The organism is Streptomyces sp. NPDC058469 (assembly GCF_042721125.1).
Lineage (GTDB): Bacteria > Actinomycetota > Actinomycetes > Streptomycetales > Streptomycetaceae > Streptomyces.
Genome location: NZ_JBHXME010000008.1, coordinates 49,787 through 62,296, shown reverse-complemented (window position 1 = coordinate 62,296; position 12,510 = coordinate 49,787). Strand labels below are relative to the sequence as shown.

9 protein-coding genes are annotated in these 12,510 nt (G+C 70.4%); 4 read left to right on the top strand and 5 right to left on the bottom strand.

The window, feature by feature from the left end; all coding sequences use genetic code 11:
• Positions 1 to 21 precede the first annotated feature (21 nt).
• Positions 22 to 1,035, bottom strand: coding sequence for a hydroxyacid dehydrogenase (locus ACFWP5_RS07130; RefSeq protein ID WP_384151529.1), 1,014 nt, complete (start codon positions 1,033 to 1,035; stop codon positions 22 to 24).
• Positions 1,036 to 1,320: 285 nt separating this feature from the next.
• On the opposite strand from ACFWP5_RS07130, the gene ACFWP5_RS07125 reads away from it, so the two are divergent.
• Positions 1,321 to 2,919 carry a carboxylesterase/lipase family protein gene (locus tag ACFWP5_RS07125; RefSeq protein ID WP_384151526.1) on the top strand — a complete coding sequence of 533 codons (1,599 nt, stop codon included), beginning with the start codon at positions 1,321 to 1,323 and terminating at the stop codon, positions 2,917 to 2,919.
• Positions 2,920 to 3,098: 179 nt separating this feature from the next.
• On the top strand, positions 3,099 to 4,154 hold the full coding sequence (locus tag ACFWP5_RS07120; RefSeq protein ID WP_384151523.1) for a LacI family DNA-binding transcriptional regulator: 1,056 nt from the start codon (positions 3,099 to 3,101) through the stop codon (positions 4,152 to 4,154).
• Between the two features lie 12 nt (positions 4,155 to 4,166).
• Here the strand turns inward: ACFWP5_RS07120 and mmuM are convergent, their stop codons facing one another.
• A complete protein-coding gene (mmuM, locus tag ACFWP5_RS07115) occupies positions 4,167 to 5,099 on the bottom strand; it encodes a homocysteine S-methyltransferase (RefSeq protein WP_384151520.1) in 933 nt (310 codons plus the stop codon).
• Between the two features lie 67 nt (positions 5,100 to 5,166).
• Here mmuM and ACFWP5_RS07110 point away from each other — a divergent pair, with 67 nt between their 5' ends.
• A complete protein-coding gene (locus ACFWP5_RS07110) occupies positions 5,167 to 5,790 on the top strand; it encodes a hypothetical protein (protein ID WP_384151517.1) in 624 nt (207 codons plus the stop codon).
• A 132-nt stretch (positions 5,791 to 5,922) separates the two neighbouring features.
• Here ACFWP5_RS07110 and ACFWP5_RS07105 read toward each other — a convergent pair whose 3' ends face one another.
• The gene (locus tag ACFWP5_RS07105; RefSeq protein WP_384151514.1) at positions 5,923 to 8,025 is read right to left on the bottom strand and encodes an autotransporter; all 2,103 of its coding nucleotides are present in this window, start codon (positions 8,023 to 8,025) and stop codon (positions 5,923 to 5,925) included.
• A 160-nt stretch (positions 8,026 to 8,185) separates the two neighbouring features.
• Between ACFWP5_RS07105 and ACFWP5_RS07100 the strand changes: the two genes are divergently transcribed.
• Entirely contained in the window at positions 8,186 to 9,598 is a 1,413-nt protein-coding gene (locus ACFWP5_RS07100) for an RICIN domain-containing protein (RefSeq protein ID WP_384151511.1), read from the top strand.
• 8 nt (positions 9,599 to 9,606) lie between these two features.
• On the opposite strand, the gene ACFWP5_RS07095 is transcribed toward ACFWP5_RS07100, so the two are convergent.
• On the bottom strand, positions 9,607 to 10,680 hold the full coding sequence (locus tag ACFWP5_RS07095) for a pectinesterase family protein (RefSeq protein WP_384151508.1): 1,074 nt from the start codon (positions 10,678 to 10,680) through the stop codon (positions 9,607 to 9,609).
• 39 nt (positions 10,681 to 10,719) lie between these two features.
• Entirely contained in the window at positions 10,720 to 12,399 is a 1,680-nt protein-coding gene (locus ACFWP5_RS07090) for a rhamnogalacturonan lyase B N-terminal domain-containing protein (RefSeq protein ID WP_384151505.1), read from the bottom strand.
• Between the last annotated feature and the right edge of the window lie 111 nt (positions 12,400 to 12,510).

The window sequence follows — 12,510 nt, the reverse complement described above, 5'->3', positions numbered from 1 at the left end:
CCGGCCTGTGGACGGCGCGGATCAGGCGACACGGGCCAGGTCCGCGTGCCGTACCTCGTGGGCGGGTGGCAGGCCCGCGGCCAGGCGCTCCAGCTCGTCGACGACGATGGCGCCGAGCCGCGCCAGCTCGTTGCCGAGCGAGCCCGCGATGTGCGGCGTGAGGAAGACGTTCGGCAGCGTGTACAGCGGCGACGTGGGAGGCAGTGGCTCGGGTTCGGTGACGTCGAGGATCGCGGTCAGCCGGCCGGACGACAGCTCGTCGGTGAGGGCCTCGTGGTCGATCAGGGCGCCCCGGGAGGTGTTGATCAGCACCCCGCCGTCCCGGATGAGGGCGAGCCGCCCGCGGTCCAGCATGCGCTGCGTCTCGGGGATGTCGGGGGCGTGCAGGCTCACGATGTCGCTACGGCTCAACAGGTCGTCCAGCGGCAGGAGTTCGGCCCCCAGCGCGGCGGCCTCGGTGACGCTGACGTAGGGGTCGTGCAGGAGGACCTCGAAGTCGTACGACGGCAGCAGTTCCAGCAGTCGGCGGCCCACGCGGGAGGCGCCGATGACGCCGATCCGGCGGCCGAGGTTGCCGATCGGCGCGGTCTCGGCGGGCGTCGGGTACGTGTGCGTGTGCCGGAAGCGTTCCCGCTGGGCGAAGGTGTCCTTCCCGGCGAGCAGGATCATCGCGAGGGTGTACTCGGCGACCGGCAGCGCGTTGCCGGTGACCGCGCTGGAGACGGATACTCCGCGTTCCCACAGGGCCTCGCCGACCAGCGAACGGACCGAGCCCGCCGCGTGCAGCACGGTACGCAGCCGGGGTGCCGCCGCCAGCGCGTCGGCGTCGAGGTGCGGGCAGCCCCACCCGGTGATCAGGACCTCGGCCCGGGCGAGCGCCCCGGCGGTCTCGGGGGCGGCGAAGTCCCGTACGACGAGCCCCGGGTCGATCTCGGCCGTCTGCCGGAGCCGTGCCATCAGGGGTGAGGGAAAGAGCAGGGGCAGGTGCACCGGATCCATGGCGAACACGGCCCTCGGCGGCTGGGCGCTGGGCATGACCCTCCAGTAGTGCGGCGTGAGTACGGCCTGAGAATGATGTCGGAAACGTTTTCTGAAAGCGTCTTCTACCGTAGATCTGCTGTGGAGCGGGGGTCAATCCGTGAGAGAGGGCGCAGCACGCGGAAACATTTCGATCGCCGCCCGGCCCGAACGGACGTAGTACGCCCCGCCATGACGTGGCATGACCCGTCCAGCCGCGCTCGTCCGCCGGAATAGCCGAGCACGGTGTGATGCTCTGATGAGCAGCATGGTTCACGAGCGCGGTGAGGAGCTGGTGGGCAGATGGCGGCGACGGCAGAGCAGACGGGCCCCGTGGTCGGCACTCCGTACGGGGCGGTGCGCGGCCGGTACGAGAACGGGATCGCGGTCTTCCGGGGCATCCCCTACGCGGCGCCCCCCTTCGGCCTCCGCCGGTTCCGCCCGCCCGTCCCGCCCGAGCCCTGGACCGGTGTGCGCGACGCGTTCGCCTTCGGACCGACCGCGCCGAAACCGCCGTACTCCGAAGCCTTCGCCAGACTGCTCTCCGACCCCGTCGTGCCCGGCGACGACTGTCTCAACCTCAACGTGTGGACCCCGGAACCCGGCACGGGCGCCCGGCTGCCGGTCATGGTGTGGCTGCACGGCGGTGCGCTCACCCGGGGTTCGTCGGCCGTCCCCGTCTACGACGGACACGCCTTCGCCCGCGACGGCGTCGTCCTCGTCTCGGTCAACTACCGCCTGGGCGTGGAGGGTTACGGCCTCTTCCCGGACGCCCCCGCCAACCCCGGCCTGCGCGATCAGATCGCCGCGCTGCGCTGGGTGCACGAGTCCATCGCGGCGTTCGGCGGCGACCCCGACCGGATCACCCTCTTCGGCCAGTCCGCCGGCGCGATCAGCATCGGCGCGCTGCTCGCCGCCCCGCAGGCTCAAGGGCTGGTCCGCCGGGCCGTTCTGCAGAGCGGGCCCCCGGAGGCCTTCGACCGCGACAAGGTACGGCGGATGGTGCGCCGGATGGCGACCCGGCTGAAGATTCCCGCCACCGCCGAGGCCTTCGCCGCCGTGGACCGCGAACTCCTGCTCCGCACCCAGGCCGACGTGGGCAGACTCAGCAGCCCGGTGCTCGGCGGACCCACGTTCGGGATCGTCATCGACGGCGACCTCGTACCCCGCGACCCACTGGAAGCGCTCGTGGACGGCGAGGTGGGCCGGGGCGTCGACCTGATGCTGGGCTGGACCCGCGACGAGTACCGGCTGTGGCTGGTACCCGGCGGGCTCCACGAGCGCGTCGACCGGCTCGGCGCGGTCGCCCTGGCCGGTGCGATGGCCCGCTGCCACTGCGGCGTCGAGGTCCCGCGCGGCTACCGCGCCCTGCACCCCGGAGCCGGCACCGCCGAGACCGTCGGCCAACTGGTCACCGACCACCTCCTCCGCTACCCGCTGCACCGCCTCGCCGACGCCCGCCCCGGAAACTCCCACGTCTACGAGTTCGCCTGGCCCTCCAACCGTCCCGACCTCGGCTCCTGCCATGCCCTCGAACTCGGCTTCGTCTTCGACACGGGCGACATCCCCGAGTCCGCCAAACTCGCGGGCCAGGGCGCGCCCCAGTCGCTCGCCGACGCCATGCACGGGGCCTGGGTACGGTTCGCAGTGGACGGCGACCCGGGCTGGCAGGCCTGGGACGACTCGCATCCGGTACGGATCTTCGGGGAGGGTGCGCCGTACGTCGCGTACGGGCCGCGCGACCCCGAGTTCGCCCTGTGGGCGGCCGACGCGGTGGCCAGGGAAACGGCGGCTCCGGCCGAGGGCACGCCGCCCGTGCGGAGTGCCACCGAACTGCGGTCGGTCGTACGGCGGCTGCGGCGTACGGGGACGGGGACGGGGGATGTGCGGCGGTCGTCGTGAGGGTGGGGGTACGGGACAGAAACTGGTTGCCCAACGCCGGTTGCCGACAACTGCCCCGCTGACGTACGTGAATTGGCCGACGCACGCCCCTCCTCCCGGCCTGACACACACTGCTACTCTCCGCGCAGGGAACCGGTTGCCGATGTGTTGCCACAGGCCGGGGAGGGGCGAGGCGGTACATGACCAGGAAGAGCCAGGACGCGACCGGTAGCACCATCCGGGACGTGGCGGCCCGTGCCGGGGTGTCCGCGTCCACGGTGTCGCGGGTGCTCGGCGGGGAGTACCCGGTGAGCACGGCGACCCGCACGCGCGTGCTGCGGGCGGTACGCGACCTGGACTACGTCGCGGACGCCCGCGCCAAGGCAGTGGCGGGCGTCGGGACGCCGACCCTCGCGTTCGTCCTGGAGGACATCACGGGACCGTCGTTCGCGCTGATGGCGCACGGCGTGGAGCGCGAGGCGACCCGGCTCGGGCACCTGTGCCTGGTGTGCAGCACCGAGGGCGACGTCCAGCGCGAACTCGACTTCATCGAGACGATGCGCGCCCAGCGCACCGCCGCCGTGATCCTCGTCGGCGGCACGGCGGACACCCCGGAGTACCGCGAGCGCACCCGCCGTATCGCCGACTCGCTCGCGGCGGCCGGCTCGCGGCTCGTGCTCTGCGGGCGCCCGCCGCTCGGCCCGGGCGCGCCGGTCACGGTCATCGAGTACGACAACGAGGGCGGCGCGTACGCCCTCGTCGCGCACGTCCTGGCCCAGGGCCACCAGCGTGTCCTGTTCCTCGGCGGCAAGCCGGACCAGGCGACCGCGCAGGGCCGCGAACGTGGCTACCTCGCCGCCCACCGCGCCCGAGGCCTCGAACCCGACCCGGAACTCCTGCTCCACGGCGACTTCACCCGCGACTCGGGCCACCGTCTGATGCGCGCCGCCCTGAGCCGGAAACTGGAGTTCACGGCCGTGGTCGCCGCCACCGACATGGTCGCCGCGGGCGCGCTCACCGCCCTGCACGAGGCGGGCCTGGACGTCCCCGGCGACGTCTCACTGGCGGGCTACGACGACATCCCGTTCGCCCGCGATCTGTACCCGGCCCTGACCACGGTCCACGTCCCCTACGAGGAGCTGGGCCGCCTCGCCGTACGCACCGCGCTGGGCCGCACACCGGAGTCCCCGGACGAGCACCTGCTGCTGGGCACGCATGTGGTGGTGCGGGACTCGATCGCGGCGATCGTTCCCTGAGTCAGGAGTTGGTCAGGAGGCCGTAGGGGTGAGCGTCCGCGCGATCGACGTGATCGCCCCCGGCCCCACCCGGCAGCACCCCCCGATCAACCGCGCCCCGGACGCCCGCCACCCCTCGACCTGTTCGGCGGTGAAGGTGGAACGGCCCGTCCAGGCGCGGGCCTCGGCGTCCCAGGTCTCGCCGCTGTTGGGGTAGACGACGACAGGCTTGCCGGTGACGCGGGCCGCGGTCTCGATCGCGCCGTCGACGTCCTCGGGGGCACTGCAGTTGACGCCGACCGCGATGATCTCGTCCGCGTCGGCGGCGAGCGCGAACGCCTCCTCCAAGGGCTGCCCGGCGCGGGTGCGGTCGCCCGCGATCGAGTACGACAGCCAGGCGGGCACCCGCAGCCCGCGTACCGCCCGCAGCAGGGCCTCGGCCTCGACGGTGTCCGGGATCGTCTCGAAAGCCAGCACGTCAGGCCCGACGAAATCCAGCACCTCCAGGCGGGGCCGGTGGAAGGCCTCCAGCTCGGCCACGCTCAGCCCGTACCGGCCCCGGTACTCGGAGCCGTCCGCGAGCATCGCGCCGTACGGTCCGACCGAGGCCGCCACGTAGAGGGGCCGCTCGATGCCTCGCCGCCGTGCCTCCACGGCCGCGTCGATGGCCAACTCCACGCTCAGGGCGATGAGTTCGGCCGCACGGTCGTGCTTGATCCCGCGCTTCGCGAAGCCCTCGAAGGTGGCCTGGTAGCTGGAGGTGATCGCCACGTCGGCGCCCGCCTCGTAGTACGCGAGGTGCGCCTCGGTGATCGCCTCGGGCTGGTCTGCGAGCAGCCGCGCCGACCACAGCTCGTCGCTCAGGTCGTGCCCGGCCGCCCCGAGCTGGTTGGACAGGCCGCCGTCGAGGACGAGGGTCCCGGCGGCGAGGGCGTCGGCGAGGAGGGGAGCGGTGTCGCTGGTCATGTCTCGACGCTAGTCGATACGGCCGTACGCGTCGGTCTCCGGCCGGCTGGTGAAAGGATCGTCCATCATGCGGGACATCACGGAAGCCGAAGCGCGGGACGTCCTGGGTCAGTCCACCGGACCGGTCTCCGCGACACCGCTCACGCACAACCCCAAGAACGGTGTCACCGCAGGCGTCCGGACCGTGACCGCAGGTGACCGTACGGCCGTCCTCAAGGTGCTCACCCGCACGAAGGAGGCCACCGGTCGCTGGGCCGCCTCCGACGACCCCCGCCACGGGAACTACTGGCTGCGCGAGGCGGAGGTCTACGACTCCGGGCTCGCGCAGACCTGGCAGCCCTACGGCATCCGCGCGCCCCGGCTGCTCGCCCGGCACATCGAACACGCCCGTCGCCTCGGCGCCGCGCAGGGCGCCGCGCCGACTGGGCCTTCGCCGGCGACGGCGCCCTCGGCGAGGACCTCGGCAACTACCTCCCCGACTCCGTCTTCGACCTGTTCGTCCCGGCCGACAGCCTGCCCGGGTATGCGGCGCAGGCCTACGAGGCGTATCTGCACGGCCTCCGGGAGTCGGGCAGCCGGGTCGACGAACGGTCGTACGCCTCGGGGTGTGCGCCTCCGTCGTGAAGTACGACTGGCTCACCGCACTCATGCTCGCCCGCGCGAGCGAGGAGCAACTGGACTACGGCGGTGAGCGCGCCGTCTCCGCCGAACTCCGGTACCGGGAGCGGGGGTTGGCCCTCGCCTTCCTCGCCGGGTGGGCCGCCGAGGCGCGAGCGCCGGCTCCGCGGCTGGGCTTCCCGGAGGCGCCGAGCGGCCGTTGGTCCTACGCCGCGTGCTTCCCGCCCCCGCGCCTGCCGCTGCCCCGCGTGCGCTTGGTCACCGGGACCAACAGGCCGCCCAGCAGGCCGAGTCCGAGCGCGTACGGCCACCAGCCGAAGCCGTCGCTGCGAGCGGTGTTCGTCGTGCGGGCCTCGGCGAGCGTCGTCCCGGACGAGGACTTGGGGTGGGCGCTGGGGGAGGGGCTGCTCGCGGTGACGGCGGTCAGGACGACGTCGTTGCCGTCACCGCCCCGGTAGCTGACGCGGTACGTCGTGTCGGCGAGCTTCAGCTTGGCGCCCTCGCGAAGTCCCTTGAACGCGCCCGTCGTTGCGCCGTGACCCGTGTGGTCGAGGATCGTGACGGTCCGCGCCGGGTGTGTCCCGGCGGCGGAGAGGTCCAGGTCGCCTGCCAGGCCGACCTTGCCCGCGACCTTCAACGGCTTGTCGCGCAGGACCAGGTCGCCCTTCGCGCTCTGCGTGTAGTTCCCGGTCACGGTGAGCCCGGTCGTCACCACGCTGTCGTTCGTCACCGAACCCTTCACCGTGCCCACACCGGTTAGATCAGTCGACACACGCAGGCCCGCCGTGCCCGCGTCCAGCCGCGCACCCGCCGACGTGAGCCGAATCGCCTTGCTGCGGGTGAGGGTCGCTCCCGACCTGAGCGCCAGCGTGCCCTTGGAGACCGTCGTCGTCCCCGTGTACGTCACCGCCGTGCCCGTCAGCGTTGTCGTCGCGGCGCCGGACTGGACGAGGGACCCCTTGCCGCCGAGATGTGACACGTGGACGCCGAGTGTCATGTTTCGCAGAACAAGGGTCCCGTCGTCGACGACCCGTCGCCGCTCCGTACCGGTCAGCACTCCGCCGTCGCCACCCGGCTTCCCGGATCCCAGCCGCAGCACCGCCCCCTTCTCCACGGTCGTGGAACCGTCGTAGTGCTGCGGCGCCGCGAAGGTCACGTCGTTCCCGCGCGTCCCCGCGATGACGACGTCCCCGGCGCCGGGCGCGGCCAGCGTGTCGTGATACCTGCCGCCGCCGATCGGTGCGCCCAGGGTGACCGGACCGTCGTAGTCGAAGGTCAGCCGGGAGCGGACTCCGCTCGCCTCGTGGAGGTTGATGTAGACGGTGTCCTTGGTGCCCGGCATGAAGATGCGGTGGGTGGTGCCGTCGCCCCACTGGACGTTCGCGCCCTCGATGTTGGTGCCGCGCTTGTTCAACTGGTGGGCTATGGCACGCCAGTTGAGGTTCGAGTCGCTGAGCGACGGGTTCGTGTCGCCGCCCTGGTCGCTGTAGCTGTACTGGCCCGTGAGGACGACCTTGCTGCCCGGCCGGGAGTGGACGTTGACGTCGCTGCCGTACTCGCGCTGGTAGAAGTTCTGGCGCAGGGTGATCGTCTGGTACAGCGGGGTGTCGATGATCCAGGAGCCCTGGTTGAGGATCGCGCGGGCGTCGGGCAGCGCCACCGGGTACTCGGGGCGGCCGACCGCCATGCCGGTGCCGTTGTCAATCACCCCTGAGAAGGGGTGAGTTCCGGCGAGGTCGAGGGTGCCCCACATGTTGCGGGGCTGGGTGACCAGGCCCGAGCCGCTGATGGTGCCGATGTTGAAGGTGCGGGTCAGGGAGAGGCGCAGGGTGCCGTCGACCCGGACGTTGAGCTGGTTCAACTGGTAGCCGGGCGTGCCGTAGGGGAAGTGGCCGATCAGGCCCGTGCCGCCACCGGTGCCGTACTGCAGGGTCGTCCCGCGGTCGACCGTGATCGCGGGCGGGTCCGGGTTGCCGACGGTGGTGTACGGGTGGTTGCCGCCCCGGGTGGTGACCTTCTGCCGTTGCCGGGACGCCGGGAGCGTGAAGTCGCTGTCCTTGGTGAGGATCAGCGTGCCGCCGCCGCGCACGGTCAGCGTGCCCTGGCCGCGGAACACCCCGTCGTACGTGGTCGTCCCGGACGGCACGGTGACCACCGTGTCGCCAGAGAGCGTGACATCGCGGTCCGCGAGGACATCGGCGGTGGCGTCGCGGGCGCCTGCGGCCGAGGCGGGGGGAGCGCCGACCAGGAGGGCGACGGTCGCGAGGGCGCCTACGGCGGCTGCTGTCTTGTGGGTTTGGCTGCGCACGTCACTGGAGACGTGCGTCGGCGGCGGCGATAACAGAAATCTCGCGTCCATCTTTGTCACGCGCGACCCGTTGACCTTCCCGTAACACACCCATACCTTTTCGGCGTTCGTAATGACAGATGCCGTACGAAATCTCGAACCCCCCTCCGAGAGGCGTCAGATGAGACGTGTGTACGCAATCCTCGTCGCCCTGTGCTGCGTGCTCGCCGCCGCACTGGTGACCGCCGGACCGGCCCAGGCCGCGGCCCAGACCATCACCAACGGCACGCAGTTCAGCGACACTTCGGGCAACGCCGTGCACGCGCACGGCGGCGGGGTGATCAAGGTCGGCAGCTACTACTACTGGTTCGGCGAGGACCGCAACGCCGACAACACCTTCAAGTACGTGGACGCCTACCGCTCCGCCGACCTGAAGAACTGGGAGTTCCGCAGCCACGTCCTGACCCAGTCCAGCGCCTCCGAGCTGGGCACCGCCTACATCGAGCGGCCGAAGGTCATCTACAACGCGTCCACCGGCGAGTTCGTGATGTGGATGCACAAGGAGAACGGCGTCGACTACAGCGAGGCCAAGGCCGCCGTCGCCGTCTCCTCGACCGTGGACGGGAGTTACACCTACCAGGGCAGCTTCCAGCCGCTCGGGAACAACATGTCCCGGGACATCACGACGTTCGTCGACACCGACGGCACCGGCTACATGGTCTCCGCCGCCAACGAGAACTACGACCTGCACATCTACAAGCTCACCGCCGACTACACCGGCATCGACAGCCTGGTCGCCAACCCGTGGGTGGGCGGACACCGCGAGGCGCCCGCCCTCTTCAAGCGCAACGGCGTCTACTTCATGCTGACTTCGGCCGCCACCGGCTGGAGCGCCAACCAGCAGCAGTACGCCACCGCCACCAGCATCACCGGCCCGTGGACGGCCTTCACCAATGTCGGCGACTCGACCGCATACAACTCGCAGACCGCCTACGTCCTCCCGATCACCGGGACTTCGGGCACCTCGTACCTCTACATGGGCGACCGCTGGGGCAACTCCTTCGGCGGCACCGTCAACGACTCCCGTTACGTCTGGCTGCCGTTGACCTTCCCGACCACGACCTCGATGTCCATGGCGTCCTGGTACCCGGAGGTGTCGATCGACACGGCCGCCGGCACGATCAGCGGGACGAGCGCGACGTACAACACCCTCATTGCCCGGAACAGCGCCAAGTGCGCGGACGTGGCCAACCAGTCGCTGTGGCAGGGAGTCGCGATCAGCCAGTACACCTGCAACAGCGGCACCAACCAGAAGTGGTGGTTCAAGGACCTGGGCACCGGCTACTACGAACTCATGGGCCGGGGCAGCTCGTTGTGCCTCCAGGAGAACTCGACGAACGTCACCCAGGAGAACTGCACCGGCGCCACCGCCCAGCAGTGGAGCCTGACGACGTCCGGCAGTTACGTCCTGGTCAAGGCCAGGACCAGTGGCGAGTGCCTGGACGTGTCGGGCGCGTCCACCGCCAACTCCGCCGCGATCATCACCTACACGTGCGGCGGAGCGACCAACCAGCAGTGGACGCGCGGTAGTTGAGCACACGGTTACCGGACCGGATTCCAGCCGTCCGTGCCCGCCAGGTACTTCTGGGCCGTGTAGCTCGCGGCCTGGGAGTCGGTGAGCTGCGGGCGGTTGGAGTTCACCGTCGCGCCGGCACCCGTGTTCCTGTACTCGAAGAAGCGGGCGTTCTTCCAGGAGTAGCCGCTCATGTCCGTCCAGGGCCCGGCGACCTTCACGGCGGCGGGCAACGAGGTCTCCCGGACAACCAGTTGGCCCACCGCGTCCGCCGACGGATGCCAAGGGCGGCCCAGGTAGTACGTGTTGGCCGCCGCCGAGCTGGTCACCGAGCTGCCGGTGACGAGGATGCCGTACGCCTTCGCGGAGCTGGTGTTGGGCGCGGAGAGGAAGCCGTTGAGGCCGCCCGCCGCGGCGCCCGAGTTGCGCAGCTGGATGTTCACCCGGTCGTAGACGGCGGTGGCGTTGCCGAAGACGAAGTCCACGTCGCCCGAGACGAAGGACGAGTAGAAGTACTGCCGGTACTGACCGGTGGACGACGGCGACCAGTTGAGGACGGTGTCCTGACGGCTGATGAACCGGTCGTTGGTGAACGTCTGCCGGTCGCCCTGCGCGGTGATCGCGACGGCCTGCGTGTCCGTGATCTCGGGGTGGGCGGTCTTGTCGAAGGTGTTCTGGACGGTGATCCCGGTGACGCTGAGGCCGCTCGCCGAGAAGGTCGCCACCGAACTGCCCAGCGTCCCGTACTTGTTGCCGCCGGTGTCGGTGTAACCGGCCGCCCGGTCATAGGTGATGACGACGTCCTCGGCGTTGCCGGTGGCGCCCTTGATGGTCAACCCCGTTTTGCTCACAGGCACGTTGACGATTTCCGTGTACCTCCCTTTCCCGACGGAGATCGTGTCACCGGCGGCGGACGCGTTCACGGCGGCCTGCACGGTCGTGTAGCGGCCCGAACCGTCCTTGGCGACGGTGATGACGGTGGCGGCCTGCGCCTGCGTCACCAGCGACACCGCGACCAGCCCGAGGGCGGCCGCGGTGCCGGTCGCCACGGCGGCGGCTCGACGCCGGGCGGGGGAGCGGCGGTGCGTGTTCGGCTCTGTCATGCCTTCAAGTCGCCGCTCCCCGCCCGGGAGTTGCCGCCTCTAGGTGAGCAGATCGATCGCGTCGACCGACGTACCGGCGCTCAGGAACGACGTCGTCCCCGAGCCGCTCGCCACATAGATCTTCAGCGTGTTGTACGCGCTTGCGTCCGTCAGCCAGGCGGACGCCGGGACGCTGTACGTGAACGTGTAGTTGTTGCCCCGGTACGAGCCCACGGTCAGCGACCGGGTGCTCGGCTGGGTCGGCGGCGAGGGGACGGCCGAGGTCCAGGTGTCGTTGACGACGACCTGCGGCCGGCCGTTCGCGTAGGCCGTCGTCACCCCGATGCGCAGGGTGTGCGCGGCCGCGAGTTGAGCCGCCGTCAGCTTGAAGTACACGATGATGCCGCTGTTGACGTCCTTCCACAGATAGCAGGGGAACCCCGAGGTCTCGGTGCCGCTGCCGACGATCACGTTGCCGGTCCAGGACGCGGCCCGTACGTCCGAGGGATGCGCGTAGGTCATCAGGTCCGCGTTCTTGAACCCGCTCGGCGAGCCGTCCCAGTTGCCGATCCGCCAGATCGCGCTCGCGTTGGACGGGTCGTTCGAGGACGGGATCGCGATGCTGTTCAGCGTCGTCGTCCCACCCGCCGTGACCGCCACCGACCCGGTGTAGACGGCGAGTTCACCCTTGAAGACCGTCAGCGTGTACGTCCCCGACAGCACTCCGGCGATGGAGAAGTAGCCGTCCGAGGCCCGCGCCGAAGCCCAGTACTGGGCGGCGGAGTTGGCGATGCCGACCGTGTACGCGTACGCCGTGTCGCGCCCGGTGATGCCAACGCCCGCGACCCGGCCCCGGCCACCTGCGGCCGTGTACCCGGAGATGCCGAGCGAATCCGCCCACGAGGTGGTGAGGTTGGCGTGGTAGAGCGCCGAGGAGGGTGCGCCGCCGTCCGTGAGCGCGATGACGTACGGCCCCTGGAGGCCGAACCGCTGCGCCTCCGTCTGGTTCTCGCCGTAGTACAGGATCTCGTACAACCCGCCGCCGTCCGCGCTCTGATGGCGCAGCAGCGAGCGGTAGAACGGGCCGCCGGACGCCTTCTCGTGGTTGCTGCGCACGACCCACAGGCCGACGCTGCCGGTGGTCCAGCCGACGTAGTCGTAGTCGATGACCCGGTTCTTCGAGTAGTGCTTGGAGCGGGTCTGGCCGTCGGACTTCTCGAAGACGTCGGCGGACTCGATGGTGGTCGGCGCGTAAGTGTATGAATCCGGCTGGTCGTTGAGGAACATGCCGGCCTTGACGCGCACGATGTAGCGCGTCGCGCTAACCGAGGTGTCGGCCTTGTTGGTCCACAGATAGACGTTGTTCTCGCCGCTGCGGGCCGCGTAGTAGTGCTTCAGCGTGCCGTGCGTGACGGAGATCAGGATCGTCGTGCCGGACTGCGCGATCGTCACCGTCGACGCGCCGAGGCCGGACTCGACATGCGAGTTCATGCCGCCGTAGCCCTGGTACTCGGTGCCCTTGTAGACCAGCGACGTCAGATCGCCGTTCGTCTTGCTGACCTTGAAGACCAGGCTCGCGCCGGTGTCGACGACGTAGTTCGAGCCGTCGTCGGTGTAGCCGAAGCTCGCGGCGGACGCGGTCTCGGCGAGCGGGCCGGCGAGCGCCGCCGAACCGGCCGTAGCCGCTGCGCCGAGGACGAAGGTGCGGCGGCGAACCGGTCTGTTCACAGAACCGGACATGGGGGTGCCTCCTTCGGGAGGTGGGGGTGCGGGTGCTTTGGAGGGTGACAGTTGAATCGATTTCGCGAAAGGGCTTTCACCGCTTGGGAGTTGGCAATGATGCGAAAACTG